The organism is Streptomyces griseochromogenes (assembly GCF_001542625.1).
GTDB classification, from domain to species: domain Bacteria; phylum Actinomycetota; class Actinomycetes; order Streptomycetales; family Streptomycetaceae; genus Streptomyces; species Streptomyces griseochromogenes.
The window spans coordinates 4793115-4819346 of record NZ_CP016279.1; the positions used below are offsets into that span (position 1 = coordinate 4793115).

At 68.5% G+C, this 26232-nt stretch carries 27 protein-coding genes and 3 pseudogenes; 17 read left to right on the plus strand and 13 right to left on the minus strand.

What is annotated here, in order from left to right; all coding sequences use genetic code 11:
* Window positions 1-80 precede the first annotated feature (80 nt).
* Window positions 81-1364, minus strand: a complete 1284-nt coding sequence (locus tag AVL59_RS20260) for an acyl-CoA dehydrogenase family protein (RefSeq protein WP_208870413.1) — start codon at window positions 1362-1364, stop codon at window positions 81-83.
* Between the two features lie 257 nt (window positions 1365-1621).
* On the opposite strand from AVL59_RS20260, the gene AVL59_RS54450 reads away from it, so the two are divergent.
* A complete protein-coding gene (locus AVL59_RS54450; protein WP_079146818.1) occupies window positions 1622-2359 on the plus strand; it encodes a helix-turn-helix domain-containing protein in 738 nt (245 codons plus the stop codon).
* On the opposite strand, the pseudogene AVL59_RS56055 reads toward AVL59_RS54450, so the two are convergent.
* A pseudogene (locus AVL59_RS56055) lies at window positions 2329-2457 on the minus strand (MmyB family transcriptional regulator); the annotation flags it as partial. The gene AVL59_RS54450 and the pseudogene AVL59_RS56055 sit on opposite strands and share 31 nt — an antisense overlap.
* Window positions 2458-2573: 116 nt before the next feature.
* Between AVL59_RS56055 and AVL59_RS20265 the strand changes: the two are divergent.
* Window positions 2574-3137, plus strand: a complete 564-nt coding sequence (locus AVL59_RS20265) for a dihydrofolate reductase family protein (RefSeq protein ID WP_067306400.1) — start codon at window positions 2574-2576, stop codon at window positions 3135-3137.
* Window positions 3138-3304: 167 nt separating this feature from the next.
* On the opposite strand, the gene AVL59_RS20270 is transcribed toward AVL59_RS20265, so the two are convergent.
* The 3 genes from AVL59_RS20270 to AVL59_RS20280 all read right to left on the minus strand — a co-directional run bounded on the left by AVL59_RS20270 (window position 3305) and on the right by AVL59_RS20280 (window position 5130).
* Window positions 3305-3589: a transposase gene (locus AVL59_RS20270; RefSeq protein ID WP_067306403.1), complete on the minus strand. Its 285-nt coding sequence runs from the start codon at window positions 3587-3589 to the stop codon at window positions 3305-3307.
* A gap of 93 nt (window positions 3590-3682) precedes the next feature.
* Entirely contained in the window at window positions 3683-4867 is a 1185-nt protein-coding gene (locus tag AVL59_RS20275; RefSeq protein ID WP_067306406.1) for a flotillin family protein, read from the minus strand.
* 11 nt (window positions 4868-4878) lie between these two features.
* Complete coding sequence (locus tag AVL59_RS20280) at window positions 4879-5130, minus strand: hypothetical protein (RefSeq protein ID WP_067306409.1); 252 nt, start codon at window positions 5128-5130, stop codon at window positions 4879-4881.
* Between the two features lie 152 nt (window positions 5131-5282).
* Between AVL59_RS20280 and AVL59_RS20285 the strand changes: the two genes are divergently transcribed.
* Window positions 5283-5528: a hypothetical protein gene (locus AVL59_RS20285; RefSeq protein WP_067306412.1), complete on the plus strand. Its 246-nt coding sequence runs from the start codon at window positions 5283-5285 to the stop codon at window positions 5526-5528.
* 565 nt (window positions 5529-6093) lie between these two features.
* Here the strand turns inward: AVL59_RS20285 and AVL59_RS20290 are convergent.
* The 3 genes from AVL59_RS20290 to AVL59_RS20300 all read right to left on the minus strand — a co-directional run bounded on the left by AVL59_RS20290 (window position 6094) and on the right by AVL59_RS20300 (window position 8606).
* On the minus strand, window positions 6094-6753 hold the full coding sequence (locus tag AVL59_RS20290) for a response regulator transcription factor (protein WP_067306414.1): 660 nt from the start codon (window positions 6751-6753) through the stop codon (window positions 6094-6096).
* 260 nt (window positions 6754-7013) lie between these two features.
* The gene (locus tag AVL59_RS20295; protein WP_067306417.1) at window positions 7014-8258 is read right to left on the minus strand and encodes a sensor histidine kinase; all 1245 of its coding nucleotides are present in this window, start codon (window positions 8256-8258) and stop codon (window positions 7014-7016) included.
* Window positions 8259-8426: 168 nt separating this feature from the next.
* A complete protein-coding gene (locus tag AVL59_RS20300) occupies window positions 8427-8606 on the minus strand; it encodes a hypothetical protein (protein WP_067306420.1) in 180 nt (59 codons plus the stop codon).
* Window positions 8607-8931: 325 nt separating this feature from the next.
* On the opposite strand from AVL59_RS20300, the gene AVL59_RS20305 reads away from it, so the two are divergent.
* Genes AVL59_RS20305 through tpg form a run of 3 tightly spaced genes read left to right on the plus strand, consistent with a single transcriptional unit; the run spans window position 8932 to window position 12022 of the window.
* Window positions 8932-9318 carry a hypothetical protein gene (locus AVL59_RS20305; RefSeq protein ID WP_067306423.1) on the plus strand — a complete coding sequence of 129 codons (387 nt, stop codon included), beginning with the start codon at window positions 8932-8934 and terminating at the stop codon, window positions 9316-9318.
* Between the two features lie 18 nt (window positions 9319-9336).
* On the plus strand, window positions 9337-11463 hold the full coding sequence (tap, locus tag AVL59_RS20310; RefSeq protein WP_067306426.1) for a telomere-associated protein Tap: 2127 nt from the start codon (window positions 9337-9339) through the stop codon (window positions 11461-11463).
* Between the two features lie 4 nt (window positions 11464-11467).
* Window positions 11468-12022, plus strand: a complete 555-nt coding sequence (tpg, locus tag AVL59_RS20315; RefSeq protein WP_067306429.1) for a telomere-protecting terminal protein Tpg — start codon at window positions 11468-11470, stop codon at window positions 12020-12022.
* 219 nt (window positions 12023-12241) lie between these two features.
* On the opposite strand, the gene AVL59_RS20320 is transcribed toward tpg, so the two are convergent.
* Window positions 12242-12544, minus strand: a complete 303-nt coding sequence (locus AVL59_RS20320) for a hypothetical protein (RefSeq protein ID WP_067306431.1) — start codon at window positions 12542-12544, stop codon at window positions 12242-12244.
* A gap of 267 nt (window positions 12545-12811) precedes the next feature.
* A complete protein-coding gene (locus AVL59_RS52240) occupies window positions 12812-13291 on the minus strand; it encodes a hypothetical protein (protein WP_159399963.1) in 480 nt (159 codons plus the stop codon).
* Window positions 13292-14008: 717 nt separating this feature from the next.
* Here AVL59_RS52240 and AVL59_RS20330 point away from each other — a divergent pair.
* The 6 genes from AVL59_RS20330 (at window position 14009) to AVL59_RS56060 (ending at window position 17413) form a co-directional block, all read left to right on the plus strand.
* Window positions 14009-14542 (plus strand): hypothetical protein, encoded by a 534-nt coding sequence (locus tag AVL59_RS20330; protein ID WP_067306437.1) that lies wholly within the window; start codon window positions 14009-14011, stop codon window positions 14540-14542.
* 113 nt (window positions 14543-14655) lie between these two features.
* The gene (locus AVL59_RS20335; RefSeq protein WP_067306440.1) at window positions 14656-14994 is read left to right on the plus strand and encodes a hypothetical protein; all 339 of its coding nucleotides are present in this window, start codon (window positions 14656-14658) and stop codon (window positions 14992-14994) included.
* 274 nt (window positions 14995-15268) lie between these two features.
* Complete coding sequence (locus AVL59_RS20340; protein ID WP_067306443.1) at window positions 15269-15454, plus strand: transposase family protein; 186 nt, start codon at window positions 15269-15271, stop codon at window positions 15452-15454.
* Window positions 15455-15532: 78 nt separating this feature from the next.
* Window positions 15533-16150 carry a GNAT family N-acetyltransferase gene (locus tag AVL59_RS20345; protein WP_067306446.1) on the plus strand — a complete coding sequence of 206 codons (618 nt, stop codon included), beginning with the start codon at window positions 15533-15535 and terminating at the stop codon, window positions 16148-16150.
* A 40-nt stretch (window positions 16151-16190) separates the two neighbouring features.
* Window positions 16191-17122 (plus strand): IS5 family transposase gene (locus AVL59_RS51415; RefSeq protein WP_372450407.1). Its coding sequence is split into 2 segments (ribosomal slippage): window positions 16191-16577 and window positions 16580-17122, totalling 930 coding nucleotides; the frame shifts between segments, so codons are not numbered across the junction.
* A 42-nt stretch (window positions 17123-17164) separates the two neighbouring features.
* Window positions 17165-17413 carry a transposase family protein gene (locus AVL59_RS56060; RefSeq protein WP_209508370.1) on the plus strand — a complete coding sequence of 83 codons (249 nt, stop codon included), beginning with the start codon at window positions 17165-17167 and terminating at the stop codon, window positions 17411-17413.
* A gap of 51 nt (window positions 17414-17464) precedes the next feature.
* Here the strand turns inward: AVL59_RS56060 and AVL59_RS20360 are convergent, their stop codons facing one another.
* Window positions 17465-17968 carry an NUDIX hydrolase gene (locus AVL59_RS20360; protein WP_067306449.1) on the minus strand — a complete coding sequence of 168 codons (504 nt, stop codon included), beginning with the start codon at window positions 17966-17968 and terminating at the stop codon, window positions 17465-17467.
* 262 nt (window positions 17969-18230) lie between these two features.
* On the opposite strand from AVL59_RS20360, the gene AVL59_RS20365 reads away from it, so the two are divergent.
* Both AVL59_RS20365 and AVL59_RS56450 read left to right on the plus strand, forming a co-directional pair.
* Entirely contained in the window at window positions 18231-18599 is a 369-nt protein-coding gene (locus AVL59_RS20365) for a nuclear transport factor 2 family protein (protein WP_067306452.1), read from the plus strand.
* A 196-nt stretch (window positions 18600-18795) separates the two neighbouring features.
* Window positions 18796-18945 (plus strand): annotated as a pseudogene (locus tag AVL59_RS56450) (hypothetical protein); the annotation flags it as partial.
* A 566-nt stretch (window positions 18946-19511) separates the two neighbouring features.
* Here AVL59_RS56450 and AVL59_RS20375 read toward each other — a convergent pair.
* A pseudogene (locus AVL59_RS20375) lies at window positions 19512-20354 on the minus strand (IS5 family transposase).
* Window positions 20355-20542: 188 nt separating this feature from the next.
* Here AVL59_RS20375 and AVL59_RS20380 point away from each other — a divergent pair.
* Both AVL59_RS20380 and AVL59_RS20385 read left to right on the plus strand, forming a co-directional pair.
* Window positions 20543-21229 (plus strand): TetR/AcrR family transcriptional regulator, encoded by a 687-nt coding sequence (locus AVL59_RS20380; RefSeq protein WP_067306457.1) that lies wholly within the window; start codon window positions 20543-20545, stop codon window positions 21227-21229.
* Entirely contained in the window at window positions 21222-22577 is a 1356-nt protein-coding gene (locus AVL59_RS20385; protein WP_079146820.1) for a serine hydrolase domain-containing protein, read from the plus strand. The genes AVL59_RS20380 and AVL59_RS20385 overlap by 8 nt, the downstream gene beginning before the upstream one ends.
* Window positions 22578-22917: 340 nt before the next feature.
* On the opposite strand, the gene AVL59_RS20390 is transcribed toward AVL59_RS20385, so the two are convergent.
* Entirely contained in the window at window positions 22918-23187 is a 270-nt protein-coding gene (locus tag AVL59_RS20390; RefSeq protein ID WP_237281574.1) for a DUF3761 domain-containing protein, read from the minus strand.
* Between the two features lie 1601 nt (window positions 23188-24788).
* On the opposite strand from AVL59_RS20390, the gene AVL59_RS20400 reads away from it, so the two are divergent.
* Window positions 24789-25919, plus strand: coding sequence for an FAD-dependent oxidoreductase (locus AVL59_RS20400; RefSeq protein WP_067306465.1), 1131 nt, complete (start codon window positions 24789-24791; stop codon window positions 25917-25919).
* The last annotated feature ends 313 nt before the right edge of the window (window positions 25920-26232 follow it).

Below are 26232 nucleotides of genomic sequence, written 5' to 3' on the forward strand. Positions count from 1 at the left end.
CGGATCCTTTCTCGACAGGGCCCCGCGCGCGACGCCGGTGGCCGCCCCCACGACCGGGGCGTCGCGCGCCGACCGGCGGGTCAGTGGCTCGAGGCCGGCGCCGGTGTCGTCGGCACGAAGGCGTTGTAGCCGGTGATGTCACGGCCGACGATCAGCGTCTGCACGGTGTCGGTGCCCTCGTACGTGTCGATGGCCTCGATGTCGCAGAGGTGCCGGGCCACGTGGTATTCGAGGACGATCCCGTTGCCGCCGAGCATGTCGCGGGCGTCGGAGAGGATGGCGCGTGCCCGCTCGGTGTGGTGCATCTTGGCGAGGGACACCCGGGGCATCGAGTACTTGCTCTCGTCCATCAACTGGGCGAGCCGGTACTGCATGCACACCATGTTGGTGATGTCTGCCAGCATCCGCGCCAGCCGGTACTGGATGAGCTGGAAGGAGGCCAGTGGCATCCCGAACTGCTTGCGCTCCTTGGCGTACGCGAGCGCGGTCTCGTAGCCCGCGATGGCCGCGCCGACCGACTCCCAGGCCACGCAGTAGCGTGAGGCCAGCAGCACCTTCTCGGTGTCCCGGAAGGTGCTGCCGCCGGCCAGCTTGTTCTCGGCCGGCACTCGAACGTCCTTCATGGAGATCTGGGCGTTCTGCACGCAGCGCAGCGCCGTCTTGCCCGTGATGGCCTTGGCGTCGAATCCGGGCGTGCCCTTCTCGACCACGTAGCCGCCCACGTGCCCGTCGTCCCCGCGAGCCCAGATGATCACGTAGTCGGCGAAGGTGGCGTTGCCGATCCACCGCTTGTAGCCGTTGAGCACGTAGGAGTCGCCGTCCTTGTGGGCGGTCGTCTGGAGCTTGACCACGTCCGTGCCGTGCGCGGGCTCGGTCAGGCCGAAGGCACCGATCTTCTCCATACGCGCCATCGGGGGCAGGAACCGCTGCTTCTGCTCCTCCGAGCCCAGCAGGGCGATGGAGGTCATGGCCAGGGCCGAGTGGACGCCCATGAACGTGGAGATGCTCAGGTCGCCACGGGCCAGCTCCATGATCACGATCCCGGCGGTCAGATTGCTCATCCCCGGACAGCCGTAGCCGGGGATCTGGAAGCCGGCGATCCCCAGCCCCGCCAGCTTGGGCACCAGTTCGTGCGGGAACTCGGCGCGCTCCCAGTAGGGGTTGATGATGGGGATGACCTCCCGGTCCATGAAGTCCCGGACCTCATGCCTCAGCCGCTGCTGCTCCTCCGTGAGGAGCTCTCCCAGCAGGTAGTAGTCGGACTCCTCGGGGCCGCCCAGCACCGGCGGCTGCACGACCTGCCCGTTCCCGGTCGCGCCCACGGCGCCCAGGACGCCCTCGCCCATGCCTTGTGTCGCGCTCATATGCTGCGTCCCTTCCGTGCTGCGGAGATCGGATCGCGTGTGGACGCGTCCATGGGGACGACGCTAGAAGCCGACCCACAGGGCGCTCATTAGGCGTAGAGCACCACCTTCAGGAGAAAATTGATACGCACGGACCGTTTGGCCTGTTGCGGGCATATAGGTGCTCCATTGAAACCCCTGACTTCTCCGGGGGTACGGCGGCCGGGCCCGCGCGAACACCGCGGGGACGGAGGGCTCGTCGGCCCGGCGGCCCGGGAATGCGGGGTCCATGTCCCACCGTGTCGCCGCCGCCTCCGCCCGGACCCCTTCCGGGGCCCGGTTCCGGGGAGAGTCCACCCGTGGACACTGACCTGAGAAGCGTGGCTCAGCACGGGCCCGAGACCGGTCTTCGGGATTTCCTCCCGACCCGCCGAGCCTGCATCACCCCGGAGCAGGCAGGTCTTCCCCCGCACCCGGGCGTGCGCCGGGTGCCCGGTCTCCGGCGCGAGGAAGTCGCCCGGTTGGCCGGCGTCAGCGTCGACTACTACGTACGCCTGGAACGCGGACGCAGTGTGCGTGCCTCCGCCTCCGTCCTCGAGGCTGTGGCCCGCGCACTGCAACTCAACGACACAGAGCGTGACCACATGTTCGCCCTGGCCGCACCCACCTCTCGGCAACCGCGTCCGACAGCGACAGAGCGCGCACGACCCGGGCTGATGCGAGCGCTGGAGAATGTAACCGAGGTCCCGGCCCTCCTCCTGGGACGTCGCCTGGACGTCCTGGCCACCAACCGCCTGGCCCGCGTCTTACCTGGCCCCACGGCCTGGTTGCCGCAGTGCCCGGCAGTGGATTGCCCGCCGGCCGGAGCACCGTCCAGAAGCCTCGGTGCGGCGCCCGGTGTCCGACCTCGGCCATCTGGTGGCACCTGGGAGTGGCTGGGCTGGTGCGCCGGGACGCTCCAGCCGGCGGGGAGCTTCAGGCGGTCTGCGGAGGGGGAGCCGGGTTCGGCGGTGTAGATGCCGAGGGTCTGATAGGGGGCGTCGGTGGCGGTGAAGGTTTCGTAGTCCAGGACGAGGGTGCCGGTGCCGGGCTCACCAGCATGCCGCCGGGGCATGCCAGGACGGCCATGTCCAGAAGGGACCGCCTTGGCTCAGGGATCCCGCGAGTCGCGATGAGTCCTGCGGCGTCCGGCGGTCGTACTGTCGAACCCGTTGGTGAGGAGGACTTCTGATGCGCAGCGTGACCTATTCGATGAACGTCTCACTTGACGGCTACATCGTCGGGCCGGACGGCGACTTCGACTGGACGGCGCCCGACGAGGAGGTCTTTCGCTTCGTCACCGACGAGATGAGAAAGGTCGGTTTCCATCTGTTGGGACGACGGCTGTACGAGACGATGCTGTACTGGGAGACCGCCGACCAGGATCCATCGCTCGACGACTCGATGCGAGAGTGGGCCGCGATCTGGAAGCCGCTCCCAAAGGTGGTGTTCTCCACCACGCTGTCGGCGGTACAGGGCAATGCCCGCCTGGCCTCCGGCGGCCTGGCGGAGGAGATCGAGCGACTGCGAGCCGAGCCGGGGGAGGGCGACATCGCGATCGGCGGCGCGACTCTCGCCGCCGAGGCGGCCGCGTTGGGTCTCATCGACGAGTACCGGCCCAGGGTCTGCCCGGTGCTGGTTGGCGGTGGCATTCCGTTCTTTCCCCAGCGCGAGCGCCGAGTGGACCTCGAACTGGTCGAGACCCGCACCTTCGGCTCGAGAGTCGTCTACCTCCGCTACCGCGTGGCGCGCTAGGCAGAGTCTCAGAACGCTGCCGCCCCAGCTTGTTGGTCTGGGGCGGCTCCGGCCCTTGAGCCACGAGACGGTCTCTTGCGCGATGCCGCTGATGTCGTCGCCCATGGTGCGCACGGATCGCTGTCGCCGGACAGGATGGCAGGCCTGACCGAGGCGGCGTCGGCCCCTCACAGCCACGCGCCGATCGCAGTGACCAGCACGGTCGCCTGGAATCGGACGGCGGGCTTGTCGAAGCGGCAGGCGACGGCTCGGTGGCGCTTGATGCGATCGATCCCGCACTCGACGGCATGACGGCCCTTGTAGTCCTCGCGGTCGAACGCCGACGGCCTGCCGCCCGAGCGTCCGCGGCGCTTGCGGATCTGGCCGGCCGGCCCGGGAATGGCGCAGGCGTTGCCGCGTCTGCGCAGGTAGTCCCGATCGGCCCGGGACGAAGAGGCCTTGCCGCCTCGCACCCGATCTGGTCGGGTGCGAGGCGACAAGGCCCGTCGCAACCCCTGCCCCACGCGAAGATCATCACGAAGGGCAGCGATCTTTCTCAACACGGCCTAGTCGACGTCCACCGGACCGTCGTCCGACCTCTTCCCCTTGCTGGTGGGCAGCTGGAGCAGGCTGTTGCCCTTGCTCTCCTCGGGGCGTTGGCCGTTGGAGTCCTGGCCGTTCAGGTTCTGCCGGACCGAGTCGAGGATCGTCAGGCCCTGGGACACCAGGCCGGCGGCGATCTCGCCGAGGCCGTCCGCGCCGTTGAGGACGTTGACGTTGGCGCCGGCGAGACCACCGGCGGCCTCCTTGACGATCTGCGGGAGCTGGTCGATCAGCATCCGGTCGAGCGCGACCCGGTCGTACGAGGCCGCCGCCTCTGCCTGGATCTTCATCCGCTGCGCCTCGGCGGCGGCGAGGATCCTGACCCGCTCGGCCTCGGCCTCGGCGGGCTTCACGACCTCGGCCACCAGCTGCTGCTGGCGCAGCTTGGCCTGGCGCTGGGCCAGCTCCGTCTGGGCCGCGAGCACCTCCTGCTGGGCGTGTGCCTGCGCCAGCGGTCCGGCCTGCGCGGCCTCCGCCTGGGCGCGGTCCACCTCGGCCGAGTACTCCGCCTTGACGATGGCGGTCTGCCGGGCGTACTCGGCCTGCTTGCGCGCCGCCGCCTGCTCCGCCTCGACCGCGGCCTGGGTGGCCTGCGCCTGGGCGATCTGCGCCTGCCGCTGGATGGCCGCCTTGTGCGGCGCGGACATCGCGTCGATGTAGCCGGTGTCGCCATCGTCGATCGACTGGATCTGCAGCGAGTCCACGATCAGACCGATCTTCGCCATTTCGGTCTTGGAGGTGTCCAGGACCTCCGCGGCCAGCTTCTGCCGCTCGGTGACGATCTCCTCGACCGTCATCGAGCCGATGATGGCCCGCAGGTGGCCGGCGAAGATCCGTCCTGTGAGCACCGACATCTGGTCCTGGTCGGAGAGGAAACGCTGGCCGGCGTTGATGATGCTCTCGTGGTCGTTGCCGACCTTGAAGGCGATGACCGCGCGGACGTGCAGGGCGATGCCCTGCTTGGTCACACAGGTCTCGGTGACCTCGGCCTCGCACATCGACAGCGTGAGGAAACGGGTCTTACGGAAGATTGGGAGCACGAACTTGCCGTGGCCCGTCACCACTCGGAACGGCGCGCCCCCCAGTCCCCGCCGGCCCCCCGAGATCAACATCGCCTCGTCGGGAGCGGGAACGCGGTATCCGAACATGCTTGTACTCCTCAGCCGGCGTCGGCGGTATCGCCGCCGAGCGCGTCCAATGGATCCACCCACTCGATGACGCCGACCTCGCGGCATCCACGTGATTCGATCACGAGCACCGTCGCGCCCGTGGGCAGGGGGTGCTCGGACCATGCCAGGAAGGTCTCCGAGCCGCCTCTGACCCGAACCAGGACCTCGCCGGGGCCCGCGGATCCGCGAGTTCCGATGAGTATCTTTCCCGTGCAGCCGATCACGGCCTCGTCCTGCGGCATCACCGGCTGTCCTCCTGCTCCTGTCCCCAGGATTCCGACGATAGACCCAGTCCGGCCGGGGACCCAACGGGCAGGAGGATGCGGCCTGTGCCCCGGGATGGACGGGCTCAACACCGGAAGCAAAGTCGGCAGGCGAGCGAGGCCGCATCGTCGTGCCGGACGAAGCCACCCGCTACCTGGACCCGGCCGCCGAGGCCCGTGCCGAGCAGGCCTTCGCGACCCGTGCCGACCATGCCTTCGCGGGCCGCCAAGGCACCCTGATCGTCATCGCCCATCGCATCACCTCGGCCCAACGCGCCCGCCGTATCCCGCTGTTCACCGGCGGCGACCTGGCGCTGGGAACCCATGCCCAGCCGCTGGCCTCACCGCGCACCCACGCCGGCCCGGACCCGGTATGACGGGGGACAGCCGGTGGACGGCGCCGTCTGAGGGGGGCGAGCCTGTGCCCCGGCGCCGCGTGTCAGCCTGCCCGGTGTTCTTGGCACCGGGAGCCTGTTGCGGCGCAGGGGCTCTGGCCCGATGCCATCGACATGATCCAGCTCCCTCGGAGTGCGCGGCCTCGTGACGCCTGGTTCTACTCACCCGAACTCGACTACGACCTCAGGGGCACCGGGCTACCGCACGAGAAGGCGAACGAGACTCTCGTGAAGCATTGGGCAAGTGCGGAGGGGCGGAGCTCTGCGACCGGTGCCGCGATCAATGGCGGGACTACCTGACCGACTTCCCGAATCGAGCAGCGGAGGTCTTCCGGCTGTCTTCGTGAGGCGACAGACATGCTGCAGAAGGGCGAGGATCCGCTGGAGCAGGCCGGCGGACGAGCAGTGACCCGTGCCGCCTGGTCATCGGTCAGTTGCTCTACCGGAACCCAGCGGGGTCCGGCCTCAGTAATCCGGCTTCACGGGGAATCTCAGCACCTCTACGCGGGACCCTCGCCCGGAATCGTGAATTTCGCCGGTGTGCCGGTCAGGAGGCCGGCGGCAGGAGACCGGCGTCGTGGGCGACGATCGCGGCCTGGACGCGGTTGGCGCAGTCCAGTTTTGCGAGGACCTGGCTGAGATGGGCCTTCACCGTGCTCTCGCCCATGTGGAGCGCGCGGGCCGTCTCGGCGTTCGATCTGCCTTCGGCGACCGCGACGAGCACCTGGCGTTCCTTCTCCGACAGTCTGGCCACCTTGGTGCGGGCCGTCTCGGCGTGCGGTGTCTGCGTGGCCAGGTGCTGCTCGATGAGCTTGCGGGTGATCTGGGGGGAGAGGAAGGCATCCCCGGCGGCCACCGTGCGTACGGCCCGGATCAGTTCGGCGGGCGGGGTGTCCTTGAGCAGGAAGCCCGCGGCTCCGGCCCGCAGCGCCCGTGCCACATAGCCGTCCTCGCCGAACGTGGTCAGCATCACCACCTTGGTGCGCGGCACCACGCGGGCGATCTCCTCGGCCGCGGCGAGCCCGTCGCCGCCGGGCATCCGGATGTCCAGCAGCGCCACGTCGACCGCTTGCCGCCGGGCCGCTTCCACCGCCGCGCGTCCGTCGGCGGCCTCCGCGACGACTTCCATGTCCTCGGCGTGGCCGAGGATCAGCATGATCCCGGTGCGGATCAGTGCCTCGTCGTCGGCGACCAGCACCCGGATCATCCGCTGTCTCCGTCCATCGTCATCTGGGTGATGCCCGCCCGCGCCACCGCGCAGGCGGACCGGTGATCTTCTCAGTGAGGTCAGGTGACACCGAGAGTGAGGCCGAGGATGAGCAGCCCCACCGCGGCGATCACCGCGAGCACGATCAGAAGTACGCGCATCGATTATTCACCTCCTTCATCGCTGGTCGGTCCAGGCCCGCCCGGCGGATCGCTCCCGCCGGAGGAGGGCGTGTCTGCAGGACATGCGCGTGGTGGACGTCAGCGGGTGACCGCGGGGGTGCTGTCCGCCTCTGCCGCCGGTGGCGCAAGGGGAAGGTCGGCGGTGATACGGAAGCCTCCGTCGGGGGTGGGGCCGGCGTCGAAGACGCCGCCCAGCAGCCGGATGCGCTCCTCCACACCGATCAGACCGCTGCCGGTCCCGGCCAGCCGTGGCGCCGGCTGCGGTTCGGCCTCGTTCGCCACGCTGATCCGCACCTGCTGCCCGGTCCGCTCCACCCGCACCGTGGACGTGGCCGCCGCAGCGTGCTTGAGCAGGTTGGTCAGACCTTCACGGGCCGTCCTGTGCATGGCACGGCGCACCCGAGCGTCGGCCCCCGTCAGGTCCTCTCCCCGCCAGATGAGCGACACCTTGATCCCGGCCTGGCGCGACGACTCGACCAGCCGCTCCAGGTCCGCGCGCGTGCCGGCGCCCTCCTCCAACGCCTCGGCGTCCGCCGTCTCGGAGTCGGAACCGGAGCCGGAACCGGAGCGCAGGACGCCGAGGATCTGCCGCAGCTCGGTCAGGGCCTGGCTCGAGGTGACCCGGATCAGTTCGGCCCTCTCACCGAGCTCAGGTGCCCGCTTCGCACAGGCCAGCTCCAGCCCTCCCGCGTACACCGACATCAGGCTCAGCCGATGGCCGAGCAGGTCGTGCATCTCTCCGGCGATCCGCGCGCGTTCCTCCAGACGAGCCCGGACGTCGGCGAGGTGGTGGGCGTGTTCCAGGTACGCATTGCGCTCGCGCAGCGTTTCGACCAGGGTACGGCGCTGGCCGGCCAGCATGCCGACGGCGAACGAAGGCAACAGCACCACACCGCCGAACAGGAGCGCCTCTTCCCAGGACACGCCTCCCGTGGATGCTCCGAACAGCAGCACGAACAGGGCCACCGGCAGAAGAACCACCACCATGGCCAGGGCGACCGGCCGCAACCGCGGCGACCCCACCCGCCGTCCGGCGGCGAAGCCCGTCACCACCGCGGCCGGGAACGCCGCCCCCTGCGTCATCGCGAGCAGTATGACCGAAGCACCGAGGGCTGCCAGCGGCCACCGTCTGCGGGCCGGCACCACCACCGCCGCGGCCGCAGCCGCTGCCACAGCACCCGCCGGCCACGACCATGCCAGCGCGGCCACCAGAGCTGCCACGGCGACCGCCAGCGCGACCTCCGCCGCGACCTGGCGCCGCGACAGTCCCGCCGCATCCGTCATCACGTCCTGGGGCACCGCACGCTCCCACCGCTCGTCCATTGGCCGCCTTCCACACTCGCGCACCCCCGCACCCGCCGTCCGGCGCGGGGTGGGGGACCGTATGCCCTTCACCCTGCGTTAGGGCCCTCACCCGCCACCACCGCCGATCGGCTCAGCCTTGCGAGACGATCGGCCGAGCCCGTCGGCCGATCAGGCACACCCGGCCGCCTACCCGGCGCCGGCCGCCGCGTCCGAGGGCTTCGTGCAGGAGACGGCGTTCCAGGACACCGGGACCATCCGGCTTCCGCCCCGCCCGATCACAGGAGCACCCGCGCGGACCGACCAGTGCTCGTCGCCCACCGCGGCCCGGGCCGGCGACGCCGTCACCACCGATCCGGACGCGGTCACACACAGGCTGCATGCGCGCCCGGTGGGTCCCGAGACCCGGCCTGCGCCGCGCGCAGGAACACTCATGAGAGGGGACACGCGGTGCGTATCGTCCTCCGGACCGCGGCCGTGCGTCAGATGACCGTTCTGGGCGCGCATGGCGTCGAGCCGGGCGTGTGGGCGGGCCTGTAGCCCGCACCACCCTCACCGATGTGGTGGTGGCCCATCACACCGAACTGCCCGTGGGTCTGGCGAACTTGGTGCGCCGCTGCACCCGCCCGCACACACCTACACCAACTAAACAACAAAACATTGTTTGGTTGGCTTCGTGGAGTAGGGTGTTGCCATGGCATCCGATGCTCGTCAGCAGGCCCGTGACCGTCTGTCCGCGTTGCGGGAGCCGCCCGTACAGGATGTGGCGGCGGCGCATGGCCTGCAGCAGGATGTCCTGCTGGCGGCACGCCTGCTCGCGGCGGCCGCCGGTGACCGTGACAACGACGGGCGGGAATGGGCGGTCACGGCGGACGAAGTCGGCGCGGCCCTCAGCCTCTTCGACGGCATGCGCGAGCAACTCGACCGCCTCGAGATGCAGGTCGTCCTCGAGGCACGGCGCCGCACGATGGACTGGCGTCAGATCGCCCGCCATCAGGGCCTGAACTCATCCCAGGCCGCCGCGCAGCGCTATCAGAGGCTGGTGACGCGCCTCGAAGAGATCCGCCAGGGTGTCCGGTAGCGGCAGGAAGACAGGCACATGACTCATCAGCCCGAAGAGCTGTTCACGGCCGTGGACTCCCTTCTTGCCGCTGTCGACGGAGGCAAGGTGCTGCCCGCGCCGGGTGAGCGGGTACGTTTGCGGGAGGCGGCAGGACTGACCCCGGCCGCTGTCGCCCAGGCGCTGGGCGTCCGCGTGCCGAGCATCACTGCCTGGGAAGCGGGCCGCGCCGAGCCCAAGGGGGAGCGTCTGGAGGCCTATCGTCGCCTCCTCGAAGGACTCGCCCAGCGCTACCCCGCCACCGCGCAGCCGGCCCCTGCCGACGATTCCGGCACGTCCGCCGCCGACGCACCCTCGACAGCACCCAGGCCGGCACCCGAATCACCCCCTCTCCCGGCCCTGCGGGACACCGCCCCCATCTGTCACCGATCTCGGCCCGACCGGCCCCTCTCCTCGCCTCGCCCCGTGGCGAGGAAGGCAGCCAAGGCCGCCTTCGACCCGCGCTTCCCGCACGGCCCGCTCGCCGTGCTGGACGGTGACGGCTCCGCCTACTGCGCCGACGGAATCGTGCTGGACTGCCTCGCACGTACCGTCCCGGAGTTGGTGGAATGGACCCTTGCCGAGTCCGGACTCGGCGCGCCGCGCCTGCATCGCTACGGCAAGGACCCCGATCCGCTGATCGTGCTCACCGCCGCGGCTGCCGTGAAGCTAGGTCTGCCGGAGCGCCTGGAGGGCCCCGAGCAGCGCCGCTCGCTGCGCCTGCCCGCCGACCATCCGGTGGTCAAGCAGGTGACGAAGGCGAAGTGGAAGCTCACCCAGCGCGGTTTCGGGCCGTGGGCCCGGATCTACCGCCCGGCGCAGGCGGGCAAGCGGCAGTGCGTGCAGCTCGCCGTCCTGTCCTGGGACGCACTCGACAGCAGGGCTTGGCCGGGGGTGCCGGAGATGGGACCGGCCGACATCGCCCGAGTCCTGGGCGTCTACGCCCAGCGTGTCATCACCCCGCGCGGGTCGACGGCCGTGTCCGGGCTGGAGCTGATGACGGCGCTGCGCCCGCCGACCCGCGCCGTGCAGGACCGAACGACCGGCAACTGGGTCCCCGGCCACAACCCGGGCTCGCTGGGCAGCGAGCCGGTCGACCCGGCGCCGCCGGAGGCCACCCAGGAGCATCCCGTGGTCGTCGGCACCGGCTGGACGGGCGGGTTCCTGGATGAGGAGGCCTACCAGTGGGTGCGCGACGTCGACCTGCTCACCGGCGAAGAGGCAGCCCTTCCATGGGCGGTCGGCCTGGACCTGAACACCGCCTTCCTCGCGGCCGCCGCCCGTCTGGTCGTCGGCCTGTCCGGCCCGGAGTACGTGAAGCACCCGGCCTTCGACAAGCGGATCCCCGGCTCCTGGCTGGTGGACCTGTCACGCATCGAACTGGACCCGCGCCTGCCCTCCCCATTCACGCCGTCCGGCCTGCGGCCCGAGGGCCCGGCCTGGTACCAGACACACACCGTCGCCTACGCCCGGCAACTCGGCTACGACGTCCAGCCCATCGAGGCGTACCTGCGGCGCGAGACCGGAGCGTACCTGGACCCGTGGCACGATCGCCTCAAGACCGCCTACGTCGACACCCTCGCCGACCTGGGCGTGACCACAGACCTGGACGACGCCGCCTTCCTCCAGGCAATGGAGCTGCACAAGCAGGTCGACCCCGCTTCGGCCGCGGTCCTCGCCGCCATCAAGGCCACCGTCAAGGGCGGTGTGGGCAAACTGCGCGAGAGGCCGCAGGGACGCCACTACAAGGACGGGGAGCGGTGGCCGGCACTGGAGCGTCCGACCTGGCGCCCCGACATCCGTGCCGCCGTCATCAGCAAGGCCCGCGTCAACATGCACCGCAAGATGCTCAACATGGCCAAGATGACGGGCCTGTACCCGCTGGCGGTGCTGTCCGACTGTGTCGTCTACCCCAGCCCCGGCCGCAGTCCGCTGGACTTCCTGCCTTACAGCGCCGACGGCAAGCCGATCCCCGGCGCCTTCCGCCTCGGATCCACCCCGGGTCTGGCGAAGGTCGAAGGTGTGCAGGCGATGGCCTGGGCGGTCGATGTGATGGAGCAGGGCCTCAACCCCGCCCGCCACATCAAGGGCGACGGCCACGACGCCAGCGTCGACGAAGGAGAGTAGGTCTGTGGGTGACATCGACGACGCCCTGGAGCGCGCCGGCCAGGAGGCGTTCACCAAGGCACCTCCCAAGACCCTCAAGGGCCAGATCAGGTACCTGCTGGGGCAGTTGAAGACGGCCAAGGCCGTCGCGGCGGAGCTCGGCATCACCGCCGACTCCGTCAACCGCTACCGGCGCGGTGCCCGCAAACACCCGCCCGGGCACATCCAGGACAGGATCGATGCCGCCGTACGCTCTCGTTGGCAGCCCCGAGTGCGCAAGCGCCGGCAGAAGCAGGCCGCCACCACCGGTGGGATCACCGTGGAGACACGCGCCCAGTTCGGCTACACCGCACCGATCGGTACGACCGACGACGCCCGCCTCAGACGCCTGACCGTCCATCTTCCCCCTGAGTATGCGCGCCGCCTGTTCGACGCCCAGGCACAAGGTGCCGGCGATCAGCAGATGCGTGACATCGTGGCGGAGGGACTGCAGGAGGTGTACTTCAAAGACGGAGGCCGCCGCGCCGCCGATCTCCACGTCACCCTCAATGACATCGACTACATTGACGTAACTTTCTGATCGTCAGCCGACGCGGCTGCCGCTCACTGGGGCGGTGACCGACCGCCGACGCCGGCGGTGACCGCCCGCGCTGTTGCCGTGGTCAACCAAACCGGCCGTATCCGAATACCCGTTGCCCGTACGCGCCGAGATCTCCGATTTTCCTGAGGATTCCGCGCGTTCGGCCAGTAACCTGCGAGGTTCCGCGGGATTCAGGAAGTCGCCGCCGTCTGATGTTGCTCACCGGCCGGTGGCATCAGGAGCGTTCCCGTTCTTCGTCTCCTCGACGGCTGCGCCCCGGGTGCGACGGCGGCCCAGCAAGGTGCATCCCACAGTCACCAGGCCGATGGCTATGACCTTAGAGGCCCCGTAATAGCCGGACGCCGGCTCCTCTGGGGTGCCGGGCAGCCGGAAGAAGACCCATGCCGCCGCGAGGCCCCCGAAGACGATCAGTGTGACAGCCCCCCACGTCCCGAGGTCCGCCCACCATGGCCCCGGGATGTGACCCCGCTCGTCGGTCTGCTCAACGTCCTTGTCGGGCACGGTCTGTTCTCCTGGGCTTGTGGTGGCGGTCGCGGGGGGAAGACGCGGGCCCGGCGCGGAAGGTTCACCGGGCCAAACGTTCCCTGCTGGAGCCGACATCCTCGCAGCCAGTGAAGTCCCCCCTCGCCTTGCCCTTCGCGGAGCCACGGCCACCCGCGGGTTCGGCACACACCGGCGTCCGGATTCCGCGGACCCGCTGGTTTCCGGATCGCCCCTGTGCCAGACCCCGGGATACGTGCGGACCGCCAAGCAGTAACGGGACAGTCCTCAGGAAGTCCAGATCGGGTCATCCGGTGCGGGGCGCCCGGAGAACCGCTGGAGTGGATCACCGGCAAGGGAGAGCTCTCGGCGCGCGACGCTGATGAAGTTGTTCTGCGCCGAGACCACGCGCCCGCGCAGAACCAGCCAGTCCTCCTCGGGGGTCAGGCCACGTTTAACGATGATGTGGAGACGCCATAACTGCTCGTCAAGGGCGTGCGCGGCTGCCGTGATGTCTGTGTCGGCCACAAGGTTCACCATGCTCAGGGCCTCGTTCCACGGTCGCCAGTCGACGGCGGTCGGAAGCATCACCCCTTGCGGAACGGAGTTCGGGCGACTGGCTTCCATCTCGCTGAGATCCACCAGTGCACCCGAAGATTCGCGCAGCACACGTGCACATGTTGCCGCCAGCTGGTCGCGGACCCAGTGTCTGTCCTGTGCCCTCCTGCTCACAACACTCCCCGCAAACACACCAATCAGTGTGGTCACAACGGCTCCCGCCGGGGCTGCCAACAAACTCCACTGCGCAGACATGAGTTTCAGTCTGACGTGCCGCCAGATAGACGCACAGGCAGTTGGTTCGACCTACGTATGGTGACGGACTCGTAGCAGCGGTTCGCAGACGATTTGGTGTCGGACGCCGGACCGGGCCGATTTGATCGACGCGCCAGCCCTGCCCAATATCCTCGATGCGGTTGTTCCAGGATTGTCGCAACTACGTGCGGAATGACGATCAAGACACCGCGACATCCGCCGTCGACCAGCCGGCCCGCTGAGGGTTCTTGCCCCGCCCCAGGCGCTTGGGATCGGTTGCTGCTCCCTCGGTTTGGATCCCTGCCTGTGCATGAGATGGATCTCGGCATCTGTGTCGGCTGATGACCCCTGTCCGGTGGATCACGTGACGGCCGGCCGGGCGTCGCCGTTTGCGCCTCCGTAGGAATCTGGAACGGCCTCCGAAGACACGGCTCAGGAGGCCACTGGTTTCCACCGCAGCAGTGGACTGATCTGGTTCTGGAAGAGGTCGAATTCTCTATCGTCCGAGAAAGCGCCGCCAGCCCACGCGGCCAGGAAATGTGTGTGTCGAATGGTGACCGCCTTTGTGGAGAAGGGTGGGACTCGGTATCAGCGGTGGGCATGAGAAAGGAGTCACGTATCATGGCTAGACATCGCAAACCGTCAACTTCGCCTGCGCAACGACGGATAGGCATGGGAATTGCCACGGCGGCCCTCGGAGCCACGGGACTTGGGCTCGGTGCCACGATTTCCCAGGCAGCTGACCGCTACGACAGCCCGACGCCTGAAGCCGCGTCGGCCGGCCCTTCGACGTCCGGGAATCCCGTCGACGGCCACCAGCTCAAGGGCGGCGGAGGCAAGGGAGCTCAGCAGCTCTTCGATGGTGTCGTGTGGGCCGGCAAGCAGCTCCTCGGCCTGGACAAAGAGCCCCCTCTCAATACTCCGACGCACAGCATCGGAGGGGGGATCACCAAGGCAGCAGCCGATCAAGCCGATCACTTCGGCAACGATGGCGCCCCGGAGTCCGACGACGAGACCGTATCGTTCCAGGGTTCGGACAACGGCTTCGGGGATGACGTTCCCGTCGCGGAGCCGCAAGAGGAGATGGCCGCGGATTCCGATGTGGACTGGCCCTCCGACCCGGACCCGAATCCCAATGCAGGGCCTGTGTTCGACCTGGATGGTGATGGCGATCAGTCGTTGATCGTCGATTACTGGGCTCGCTGAACGGTTTGCCGGCGCACGGACTCGGCTCCGACAGCGTGACGACGTGCGCAAGGTGCCCGGCTCGACCGGATATCGCTCGGGCCGGGCACCTCGTCTGTGATGGGAGCACCATCATGAACCAACCCGCTCTCGCCGCCTCTCGGGGTGCCGGCGCGCTGCTGCCGGCAGGGCACCGTTGCGGTGCCTCCGAGCTGCCTGCGCGGGAGCGGTTCTTCCCCGTCTGCCTCGTCCTTTCCGGCGCCGACGCGCTTTTCGGCCGGCCGGCGTGGATCACGGCCCTGCCGATCACGCACAGGCTGGAGCACCTGCTGCAGAGCCTGTGCGGCGCTTCGGCGTCGGAGTTGAGCTACTTTGTCGTGTTCGTCGGGTTGCTCGCACTGGTGCCCTTTGGGGGTCTTATGCCGAGCGCCGATGTATCGCCGACGTCGGGCGAGGCGGGCCGGGGGGCGTGAATTCCCCCGAGGCCATGCGCTGGGCATGGCCTGGGCGGTCTGCGCGCTTGCCATCGCGGTCGCCGTTGGGTGGACCGCCCTGAGCGGAAGCGTCCGACCGTCGACGCTGCTCGCCTTCATCCCTTTGCGGATGGCCGTGACCGCGTTCGAGCGACCGATTTCGCCAGGCTCCTAGCCTGTGCATACGACGGCGAGTACCAGCGCCGTTGCTGAAACCAACGACCTCGTGCGCGGTTGGCCGTGGCTCGCGCGCAGGTAGCTCGTTGAACTGGGCATGGTGAGTCTGCGCCACGACATCACCCATGACGTGCTCGCCTGCTGGTTCGGCGTGGACCGTTCCACCATCCCCCGCGCCATCGGCGAGGTTCGGCCCCTGATCGCGCAGCGCATCATCCTCACGGATGCCGAGGGGCGCGTACTGTTCTGCAGCCCGGTCCGGCCGGGCAGTTGCGCCGACTAGGTCCTGTCTCCCCGATCACGGGGTCCTGTGGCGAATATCAGGAGGACGTTGGGCGGTTCGGCCGGACACAATGCGGCCATGGTTGATCACGTTCGAGATGTTTCACGCCCGGATTTCCTCAGCAAGCCGTTGCTACGAGGGGAACAGGTGCTGCTCCGGCCAGTCACGGTGGATGACGTGCCTGCGCTGATGCCGATGTTCCTGGACACAGAGGCATCACGGCTGACCGGCAGTCATGACGACGGTGTGCCCGATGAGGGGCGAATACGTACCTGGTACGACAGTCGTCGGGAGCAAGATGACCGGCTGGACCTTGCCGTGGTCGAGCTGGCGACGGGGAACGTCGTCGGCGAGGCGGTCCTCAACGAGTGGGACCCAGGCAACGAAAGTTGCAGCTTCCGCATCTGCCTGGTGCCCGGCACCTACGGATCTGGCCTGGGGACGGAGGCGACCCGTCTGATCGTCGGGTACGGCTTCGAGAAGCTGGGGCTGCACCGCATCTCGCTGGAGGTCTATGCGTTCAATCCGCGAGCCCGCCGCGCTTACGAGAAGGTGGGGTTCGTCGCCGAAGGCGTACTGCGTGACGCCCTGCTCTGGGAGGGCGAGCGGGTGGACGCGACGGTGATGTCGATCCTGGCGCCGGAGTGGCTCCAGCACGGTGGACGTCCGGAAACAACCGGTCACGCGTCGGTCTGACCGTGCCGCTGGCATCAGGTCGCTCGTTGTTCCGCTCATGATGAGCCGGGGTGATCTGACCGACGCTGAGTGGGCCGTGCTGGAGTCACTGCTGCCGGTGAGCAACAACCGATGCGGCCGGTGGCGGGACCACCGCCAGGTGATCAACGGGATCATTCACCGGCTCGGCACCGGGGCGCAGTGGCGAGAGCTCCCGGAACGTTTTGGCCCGTGGAAGACCGTCCACAAGCGCCACTTGCGTTGGTCGGCCGATGGTATCTGGGAACGCCTGCTTCACCACCTCCAGGCCGTCGCCGATGCGGTGAGCGACATCGACTGGGACATCGACGTCGACTCCACTTCGATCCGCGCCCATCAGCATGCGGCCGGTGCAGCGAGGAAGCCGCCACCGGCCCTGCCGGCTGGGGCAAAGGGGGCTGCGCGAAGATCAGTTCACGTGCGCGCGCACATGCGCCGCAGCCGCCGGGAGGCGGTGGCGCACCCGGCGAGGCCCTGGGCCGCTCGCGCGGTGGGCTGACCACGAAGGTGCACCTGGCCTCGGACGGGCTGTGCCGTCCGCTGGCCTTGCTCGTCACCCCGGGGCAGCGGGCCGACTGCACCCAGTTCATCCCCGTCATGGACAAGATCCGGGTCCCGCGCGTGGGTTCGGGCCGACCACGGCGGTTGCCGGACAGCGTCAGCGCGGACCGTGCCTACAGCAACAGCAAGATCCGCGCCTATTTGCGACGCAGGGGAATCAGCCATGCTATCCCGGAGAAGCGCGACACCATCGCTGCCCGTGAGCGGCGAGGCTCACGCGGCGGGCGGCCACCGGGCTTCGACACCGAACGCTATGCCGCGCGGAACACGGTGGAACGGGCCGTGAACAAGCTCAAGCAGTTCAGAGCCGTCGCAACGCGCTACGACAAAAGAGCGTACGTCTTCCTCGGAACCGTCACCGCCGCGGCCATCCTCATCTGGCTCCGCTCGTGATCGGGGAGACAGGGCCTAGGCGCGCAGAGCGGCGGACGCGTGGTGACACCACTACATCGCAAGTTCAAGAAAAACGCTCCTGCCTGGTACGGGGAGCGGCATGGGCAACAGCGCAAGGCGCACTCTTCACGGCGCATCCGCGTCGAGCACGGCATCGCACACCTGAAGAACTGGAGGGCTCTCGCCCGACAGCTTGGCCGACGCGAGCACATGAGGGACATCGTCCAAGCCGTCGCCGGCCTGCTCTCACACCAGCAGACTGCCACCTTCGACCACGGCCTTCGAGCGTGAACCGACAATGCCAATCCCTCGACGGGCCAAGGCCAACCGTGCACGAGGTCGTCAGAGCCTGCCCGTGCGATCTTGTAGAGCCTTCGCGATCAGGTCGTGGATGAGGTATTCACCGGGAGCCCGGTTCTCCTTGAGACGGGAGAGGTCGTCGGGGCCGAACCAGTCGTATGCGGTGTGCTTGGACCATTCCAGGGCGGGATGGTCCAGGTCGCCCTCGACTTCGACGAGGTAGTCGGCCTCGTGCCGTGTGCCGTTACCGTCGTCGCCGGTCCAGGTGGCGACCCCGAGCAGGCGTCGTACCCGGCACAGACGCCAGCCCGTCTCTTCGGCGACTTCCCGGGCAAGGGCGTCCAGCAGGGACTCGCCGGGCTCGACGTGGCCACCGACGATGTCCCAGCAGTCTGGAAAGAGCCTGCGGTCGGGGCTGCGTTTCTGGGCGAAGGCCCTGCCGTGCTGGTTGAGGATGACCGCTCCGACCGCCCAGACTTCGCCATCGGCGAGAGCCGGGATCTCGACGCCGCTGTCCACGGCCGCGTGGTGCTGATCGTCTGGCATGGCGTCACTGTAGGGCCGAGTGTCCGGCCGTCTCCCGGGAACGTCGACCGGAGCATGGGGGGGCAGGGGGATCTCTCATTTCCCAGGAGAGAACGACGGGCTCCTTCGGTGGGCGAGGGTCGTATTACGTGAGGGGTAATCGCGTGGCCGGGCGGGGCGCGGCAAGGTGAAGTCATCGGGTTCCGGGCCGGCGCACTCCGGCTCGGGGCCCGGGCCAACTGACGTAAATATCAAGCTACTTCACTGGAACGGGAGTCCCGTCATGTCGATCTACACCACTGCTGTTGCCCGCTACTTCGAGGCGTGGAACGCCACCGACGCCGACGCGCTCGCCAAGGCGGTTGCCGCGGCGTGGTCCGAGGACGGCACGTACACCGACCCGCTGGCCGACGTGGGCGGCCACGAGCAGATCGCCGCTGTGATCCGGGCCGCGCACGAGCAGTTCCCCGGCTTCGAGTTCAGGCTGGCCGGTGACGTGGACGGCAATCACCACATCGCCCGCTTCGGCTGGGAGCTCGTGTCCACCGGCGACGGCTCCGCGCCGGTCGCCGGTTCGGATGTGGTCACCCTGGCCGAGGACGGCCGAATCGCCTCCGTCCTCGGCTTCCTCGACCGGCTCCCCGAGGCATGAACCTTCACCCGGGAGAGGACCGATAAGGACCTGCTCGATATTCCCCCGCTGGGCGTACGCCTCCAGGCCACAGGCCTACTGATCGAACGCGCGTCTAGGCTGGCGCCGTGAGCGACAAGGACACGTACACCAGCTACGAATGGCTTCCAGGGTGCATCTGTAGGTGCCACCAGGTTCCGGAAGACCCCAGTGAAGGCACGGAATAGAGAATCTGCGCACGCTGTGCCGCTCCTGCAACAGCCGTCGAGGGACTGGCTACCTCCCGGACATCGATGCACAAGGTCCTGGAGAGGCCGCCTCAGCAGGGGACTTCGGGCGTGGTGATGGCTTGGACAACGGGATCTGACTCTTCACCACGAGCCTCGAATGGCAACAAGTACAGGATCCGCTCGCACCACACCGGCATCTGGACGACTCGGGGGCAGAGGCTAAGGTAACTGGCGGGCAGGTGCATCAGCCGCCATACGGCCGCCGACGAGCAGTCCGAGAGAGACTTCCGGGTGATCAGCACTCTGATCCGGGTCAGAGTCCGGAACTGCGCCGCTCCGCGGTCAGCCCGCCGCCTCACGCGTACCGCATCCCACCGGTTTACCGCAGGGATCACCACGCGTCACCACCCTTCGAAAACAATCCGAAGAGGTCAGCAGCCCTCACCGCGGAGCGTGTCGAGGACGTGGGGCCAGGCAGTCGCCCCCAACAGCGCGCCAGCTTCGGGCGTGCCGCCGTAGAGGAATTTCGGGGATGCCGGCGCCAGGCTCTCGCCGGGAAGACGCGGGCGGTGACCGGCCCCTGCTGGGCGAGGATGCGGGCCCTTTCCCTTTCGATACGCCCGCTGGAACCCGCCAGGACCAGAACCCCGACGTCACTGCCGCCGGCAGGAGTGACTAAGAACTCGCGCGGATAGGCGTGGGCTTACGGGCGTCGCCTCGGGCGGTTGTCCCAGCGGTTGGTGGTCCAGGATCGTCGGATCAGGCTGCGGACGGTGATGATCGTGTCTGCGAGGTCGAAGAAGGCGTCGATCACGACGGCGCGGCGTTCGTAGCAGCGGGAAAGACGGTGGAAGGCGTTCTGCCAGGCGTGGGTGCGCTCGACGTGCCACCGCCGGCTCGCCTGAATCGGTGCTTTCTCGCCCTTGTGCGCTATTCGACCGTGCAGCCCGCGTTCGTCGAGCGGGGCGCGGGTCTTGTTCGAGTCGTACCCAGCGTCCAGGTGCACCGTGATGTCGTCGGGCAGCGGCCCGAGTTCCGCGAGGCGGTCCAGGGTCGGGGCCAGCAGTGGAGAGTCGTGACAGTTCGCCCCGGCCAGGACACGGCCGAGCGGGATTCCGTAGCCGTCAGTCATGCCGGAGCGCTTCAGGCCCTGTTTTCCCCGGTCGACCGGGGAACGGCCGGCGACCTCGCCGCCGCCGGGTGCCTTGGTGAGGGAGCCGTCGATGGCGATCTGATCCAGCATCAGGCCGACGATGCGGTCCTAGGAGTCGAGCGCGATCTGCTTCAACTGGCTGAAGATGCCCAGGCGGATCCACTCATCGCGACGGCTGCGGATGGTGCTCGCCGAGCAGGTCGTGTCAGCAATCGCCTCGTAGGGGCAGCCGAACCGCAGCAACTGCAGAAGCTTGTCGAACACGATCCGGTCACTGATGCGCGGACGGTGGCAGCGCAGAGGATGGTCCGGGTGGTAGAGCGGCCGCTGGGGCAGCAGGGCCGAGAACTGGTCCCACAGCGGTTCGGTCAGCCATGGCGGAAGAACAGGCACAGGTCTCCCCGGTGATCGCAGAGCGTCGCGCTGGGCTGGCGGCAGCGATCGCCTCGACTGCCTGCGTCCGGCTGATAAGCCCTTCCCGAACGTCGCCGCATCGTGGTCGCACTCCAGAGTTGACCATCCCACCCCAGCATTGTCATCATTGATGACAGCACTGATGATTTCGAGAGTGGGGGACGGACATGGCTGTGGGCAAGGGCCGGGCGGTGCGGTTGTCGCCGGAGCTGATCGTGGAAGCGGCCGTGCGGATCGCGGCGCGGGCGGAACCGGACGGGCTGACCGGACGGGCTCTGGGAGAGGAACTGGGTGTGGACCGGTCGGCGGTGTGGCGGCATTTCGCGGACCGGGACGCGCTGCTGCTGGCGGTGGGTGACCGGCTGCTGGCAATGGCCGTGGAGCGTGTGCCCGACGGCCTGGGGCCGCGGGAGGTTCTGCAGGAGCTGGCCCGCTCCCTGGTGGAGGTCTTTGAGGCCCACCCGTACGTCGGTGCGGCCGTCGCATGCCGGACCACCCGCGGCCCGGGGGAGTTCGCCGCGATGGAGACGATGCTCACGGCGCTGGAGGAGATCGGTCTGGACGAGGGCAGTGTGGCCCGCTACCAACGGATGCTCGCCGACACCGTGCTGGCGTACGCGGGCATGCGTGCCGGGTATGCCGCGCTCCCGCAGGAGGTGCGCTCCGCCGACGAGCATGCCTGGGCCGGGGCATACGCCACCATCTCCCCCGAGCAGTATCCGGCCATCACCACGCACCTGCCCCACCTGGCAGCGCAGGACGACGAGGCCGTCTTCCAGACGCTGATGGAGGCGTTCTGGCTGGCCGTCGACGCAACCGCCCGCACCACCCCCAAGGACGACGCCGATGTCTGACCACCGCCCTGCTGCGGAAGCCGCCGACGAGGCTGACGAGGCTGTCGACACGGACCAGAAAGCCCCCCAGGACAGCAGTCCCGAACCGGCAGCCAGCTCCCGGTCCGCTTCCGCTGCCGGTCCCACCACCCGGGCCGTGGAGCCGACCGACCGCACCGTGGCCGACTCGCGTTCTGCAAGGCCGCGGACACGGCGCGTACTACGGCGCACCCTCATCGCGCTGCCGGTGGCGCTTGGCGTGCTGGTGGCCGGCTCCTACACGGCCACCGCGCTGCTGGACATCCCCTCCCCACCCACGCTGGTCCAACTGCTGACCACCGAGCCCTCGCGGCAGGGCGACCTGTTCGCCACCCGCACCATCCCCGCCTCCGCCACGCCGGCACCCCTGCCCGTCCACGACGTGTCGCTTCCTGCGACCGTGCCATGGAAGGGCGAGCGGGTGCCGGTCGAGCAGTTCCTGACGACCACCCACACCAATGCCTTCCTTGTCCTCAGGAATGGCCGGCTGACCCACGAGTGGTACCGCAACGGGGTGAGCCCCACCACCCGCCTGTCGTCCTGGTCGGCCGCCAAGTCGGTGGTGTCCCTGCTCGCCGGGCAGGCCATCGAACAGGGCAGACTCCGGGAAGACGACCGGCTGGTCGATATCCTGCCCCAGCTGAAGACCGGCGGGGCCTACGACGCCATCACCGTGCGCGACCTGCTGGACATGACCTCGGGCGTGGACGTCCCGGAGAACTACAACGAGTACTACCCGCTGACCGGCACCGCCCGGATGTACCTCACCCGGGACCTGCCCGCCTTCGCGCAGGACCATCGCGAACTGCAGTTCCCGCCGGGCAGTCAAGGCGCCTACCGCAGCATCGACACCGAACTCCTCGGCCAGGTCCTGGCCAAGGCCCAAGGACGGCCGCTGGCCGACCTCCTGGCGGACAACATCTGGGCACCGATGGGAGCACAGGACAGCGCCACCTGGAACCTCGACCACGACAACGGCCACGAGAAGGCGTACTGCTGCATCAACGCCACCCCCCGCGACTACGCCAAACTCGGCCAACTCGTCCTGAACAACGGCCGCGCCCAGGACAAACAGATCATCCCCCCGGCATGGATCAAGCGCATCGCCACCCCAGCACCCCACAAAGTCGACGGCTGGGGCTACTCCGCGCAGTGGTGGCATCCGCCCGGCGGCAACGGCAAGGACTACTCCGCCCTCGGCGTGTACGGGCAGTACATCTACGTCGACCCCGTAAGCAAGACCGTCGTGGTGAAACTCAGCGACTACGGGGACCAGCAAGACGAACAGGAGACCTTCGACGCCCTGCGCGCCATCGCCCAGAGCGGCTGACCTGTACCTGCCGTGCTGTCACGGGTACCCCCGCGCCTATCTGCGCGATCTCTAAGAAGCCTTCCTACGGGTCGGTCAACTCGTGCTCACTGACTTCCACGTGGCCCCCCAGCCGGTCTGCCTCAGCTTGTCAGCACAGACGAGTCGGCTCTGCCGCTCCTCCTGGATCGACCGCGCTCGCCCCGTGTGGCCACCGACAGTGTCAATCCTGAGGTCCCCAATGGCCTCGTCCTCCGGAACCACAGCAAGTCGCCTGTTGTTCGCCAACTGTCTGCGGAGTGAGGGTCAGAGCAAGGCCGCCTCCCCCTGGACAGGGAGGAGGCGACCGTAGTTCGGGGGCTTACTTGAACCAGTACCGGACGCCGTGGTGGTGCGAGCAGGTGCCCTGGGAGTGCCGCGAGTACGACAGGGACGCGTCCTTGCACTTGGCCGTCTCGTACTTGTCCTTGGGCTTCTGGTGGTGCGTCCATCCGCACAGCCCGGTGGTGTGGTGGATGCAGTGGTGAGCTGTGTTGGTGGACGGCAGCGTCGCTGCCGAGGCGGTTGGCGCGCTGAAGAAGACGCCGGCGAGGGCGACAGCGACGGCTGAAGCGGCAAAACGTATACGCAAAGGAATCCCCCCTTGTGAAGTTGGGCAACGTGCGGCGCGAGCTTATAGCGGTTTGAACTATGTACTGGCAGGTACCGGAATGTCAGTGCCAGGCAACTGCAGGGCGAGAGGGTGATCTGTCCTGGTATATGGCAATACATCTGCTGCGTTCGTTTGAGCGAGCGTCAAGTTCGCCGCGCGCTGCGTCCGTTCGGCGGCACGGGTGTGCGGTGGTTCAGGGAATGGGGTGGCGAGGTAATCGCCATGCTCCAGGTCGTCGAGCAGTGTCGGGCGGGTGGGCGACCAGCTGAGCAGCTCCTGCGTGTAAGGGCCGGAGACGGGCGCGTCGGTGCCGTAGGCAGGGGCCGCCCGCCTCAGCCCTCGTTTCTCGGGGGGTGCGGCTCCGATCGAGCCCACGCCGTGCGCGCTCGGCCGACACTAAGCTTCCCCACTCAAGGATCACCGGGCGGCGGCGATCCGGGCCGGTGGCGCCGAGGGGCGGCGGCTCCTTGGCGTTGCATCGGCGGGCACTCCTTCAGGTGGTTTGATGCACGGCGCCGATGGCGCCCTGTTGTCTACTGAATACGCTGAGTTACTCCGGCGTGTCGCGTGCAGTGCGATCCGCAGCGATGGAAGGGGTACACGCGCAATGCGACGCATGGCAAAGGCCTTAGGGACGCTCGGGGTAGCTGTGGCACTCGTGCTCACTGTCTCGAACTCCGCTTACGCCGCCCATGGATTCCTGATCATCGATGGTGTGGCGCACCGGGATCCCAGCGGCTGCTTCCCGCTTGGAGACTTCGTTCCTTCGGTGGTCACCAATCGGACTGACGCGGTCGCCGAGGTGTGGTCCGGGCCCGACTGCAAAGGGCAGGTTGACTGGTTGATCTACCCCGGTGAGACGTACCAGCCCAACGGTAGCCGGAGCGTCTTCGTCCTCTGAGGCCCTGCATCCGGTAGCCGGCCGTCGGGCAGCTCGACTGAACCCGCGTACCCACGCACACAAGGGAGCACGCGGGTTCACCACATTTGCATCGACGGCCCGGCGCCTGGCCAAGGCATGTCCGGCGGATCATGTGACTGCTGCGTGCCCGCGTCGTTGATGTGGACATGGGGCGGGGCGATCCGACAGATGCCGGGTGTGCACGGCTGCGGCCGTTTCTGCGCGCCCCCACCGCCCCCGCCACGCCCACCGTCTCGACCCGTTGTCGGATCCCTGTCCATCGCCGATCAGGCATGCGCAGAAGTCAGGTGCTGTCACCGGCGACGGAACTGCCGGGGGTTCGGCGCGGCAGGCGATGGCTGTGACGGTGGCGCCCACCAGGGCCGTGAGCATCCTGACGAGGACTGATGGTTGGCGCAGCGCACGCGTTGTGCCGTTCGTTGTACCCGGTGCAGGCCGGAGTTCGCCGCCCGGGGAGCGACGCGAGAACGCGAGCAGGAGCGCGATCGACCTGGTCGCCGAGCTGAACACCGTACCGGGAAGGTGTCGACTGATCTGCGGTGTCGGTCATCTGTCGGGGGCTGTCGGTCGGATGTCGGCGGCTCGTCGGCGGGGCGTGACACCTTCCTGAGAAGGCCGGCTGGAGTTCACCGGGCGGCCCCGATCGCGAGGAGCCATCATGCACACTCCCGTCACAGTCATCGGCGCCGGACTTGGTGGACTCACGCTGGCACGCGTCCTGCACGTCCACGGAATACCGGTCACGGTCTACGAGGCGGAGCCCTCGCCGTCGGTGCGTTCGCAGGGCGGGATGCTCGATATCCACGACTACAACGGGCAGCTCGCCCTCGAGGCGGCCGGCCTGATGGACGAGTTCCACGCCATCGTCCTGGAGGGCCGCCAGGCGATGCGGGTCCTCGACCGGGACGGGACCGTCCTGTTCGAGAAGGCCGACGACGGTACGGGCGGACGCCCCGAGGCGCTGCGCGGCGAGCTGCGGCGGATCCTGCTCGACTCCCTCCCGGCCGGCACCGTGCGGTGGGGGCACAAAGTCGGCGGCGCCCGTGCCCTCGGCGAGGGCCGCCACGAGGTGACGTTCGACGACGGCACTGCCGTCGTCACCGGCCTTCTGGTCGGCGCGGACGGCGCGTGGTCACGCATCCGGCCGCTGCTCTCCACCGCCACACCCGAGTATGTCGGCACGTCGTGCGTCGAGACATACCTGTTCGACGCCGACACCCGTTGCCCCGCCGCCGCCAAAGCGGTCGGCGGCGGGGCGATGATCGTGCCCTCGCCGGGCAGGGAGATCTTCGCCCACCGGGAGAGCGGCGACACCTTGCACACCTACGTGGTGCTGTCCAAGCCGCAGGACTGGTTCGCCGCCATCGATTTCACCGATGCCGACGCGGCTACCGCGCGGATCGCGGCGGAGTTCGACGGCTGGGCGCCGGAACTCACCGCGCTGATCACCGACGGCGACACCGCGCCGGTGCTGCGCCACAACTACGCTCTGCCCACCGGACACCGGTGGGACCGCGTACCGGGCGTGACCCTGCTCGGCGACGCCGCCCACCTCCAGGCCCCGAACGGCGAAGGTGCCAACCTGGCCATGCTCGACGGCGCCGAACTCGGCAAGGCCCTCGCCGCGCACCCCGACGACATCGAGACCGCGCTCACCGAGTACGAGCAGGCCATGTTCCCCCGCAGCGCCGAGGTCGCCACTTATGAAGGTGTCGAGGTCCACCGGATCGACTCCGACGACAACACAGCCCACGGCCTGGTCAACACGTTCACCGAGAAGGACCAATGAGCCGCTCAAGCCCGGAACTGATGCTCTCCTTACCCCCCTTGCTCAACCGTGACGTCATGGCCAGTCATTGATGGCGGTCATCTGCACGGTTGCCTCGCAGCGGACGGCGAGCCTTTCGTACCTCGTGGCCAACGGGCGGTGTCGCTCAGGTTTGTTGATCCCGCGCTCGACCGCGTGGCGTTGCTTGTAGTGCGTGGTCTGGAAGGCGTACGCACGTCCGCCGCGCCTGCCTCGCCGACGCCGGTTGGCCGCCTGGTCGGCCTTGATCGGGATCGTGCCTTTGATCCGGCGTCGGCGCGGTAGGCATTGTCGG

What these genes read in the sequence shown, in the direction of transcription:
- AVL59_RS54450 (WP_079146818.1), top strand. Translation starts at nt 1,622, where the DNA reads ATGCGGGGTCCATGTCCCACCGTGTCGCCGCCGCCTCCGCCCGGACCC.
- AVL59_RS20305 (WP_067306423.1), top strand. Translation starts at nt 8,932, where the DNA reads ATGGCATCCGATGCTCGTCAGCAGGCCCGTGACCGTCTGTCCGCGTTG.
- AVL59_RS20280 (WP_067306409.1), bottom strand. Translation starts at nt 5,130, where the DNA reads ATGCCGCAGGACGAGGCCGTGATCGGCTGCACGGGAAAGATACTCATC.
- AVL59_RS20290 (WP_067306414.1), bottom strand. Translation starts at nt 6,753, where the DNA reads ATGATCCGGGTGCTGGTCGCCGACGACGAGGCACTGATCCGCACCGGG.
- AVL59_RS20380 (WP_067306457.1), top strand. Translation starts at nt 20,543, where the DNA reads ATGGCTGTGGGCAAGGGCCGGGCGGTGCGGTTGTCGCCGGAGCTGATC.
- AVL59_RS20400 (WP_067306465.1), top strand. Translation starts at nt 24,789, where the DNA reads ATGCACACTCCCGTCACAGTCATCGGCGCCGGACTTGGTGGACTCACG.
- AVL59_RS20295 (WP_067306417.1), bottom strand. Translation starts at nt 8,258, where the DNA reads ATGGACGAGCGGTGGGAGCGTGCGGTGCCCCAGGACGTGATGACGGAT.
- AVL59_RS20365 (WP_067306452.1), top strand. Translation starts at nt 18,231, where the DNA reads ATGTCGATCTACACCACTGCTGTTGCCCGCTACTTCGAGGCGTGGAAC.
- tap (WP_067306426.1), top strand. Translation starts at nt 9,337, where the DNA reads ATGACTCATCAGCCCGAAGAGCTGTTCACGGCCGTGGACTCCCTTCTT.
- AVL59_RS20260 (WP_208870413.1), bottom strand. Translation starts at nt 1,364, where the DNA reads ATGAGCGCGACACAAGGCATGGGCGAGGGCGTCCTGGGCGCCGTGGGC.
- AVL59_RS20335 (WP_067306440.1), top strand. Translation starts at nt 14,656, where the DNA reads ATGAACCAACCCGCTCTCGCCGCCTCTCGGGGTGCCGGCGCGCTGCTG.
- AVL59_RS20345 (WP_067306446.1), top strand. Translation starts at nt 15,533, where the DNA reads ATGGTTGATCACGTTCGAGATGTTTCACGCCCGGATTTCCTCAGCAAG.
- AVL59_RS20330 (WP_067306437.1), top strand. Translation starts at nt 14,009, where the DNA reads ATGGGAATTGCCACGGCGGCCCTCGGAGCCACGGGACTTGGGCTCGGT.
- AVL59_RS20265 (WP_067306400.1), top strand. Translation starts at nt 2,574, where the DNA reads ATGCGCAGCGTGACCTATTCGATGAACGTCTCACTTGACGGCTACATC.
- AVL59_RS20340 (WP_067306443.1), top strand. Translation starts at nt 15,269, where the DNA reads ATGGTGAGTCTGCGCCACGACATCACCCATGACGTGCTCGCCTGCTGG.
- AVL59_RS20275 (WP_067306406.1), bottom strand. Translation starts at nt 4,867, where the DNA reads ATGTTCGGATACCGCGTTCCCGCTCCCGACGAGGCGATGTTGATCTCG.
- AVL59_RS20360 (WP_067306449.1), bottom strand. Translation starts at nt 17,968, where the DNA reads ATGCCAGACGATCAGCACCACGCGGCCGTGGACAGCGGCGTCGAGATC.
- AVL59_RS20385 (WP_079146820.1), top strand. Translation starts at nt 21,222, where the DNA reads ATGTCTGACCACCGCCCTGCTGCGGAAGCCGCCGACGAGGCTGACGAG.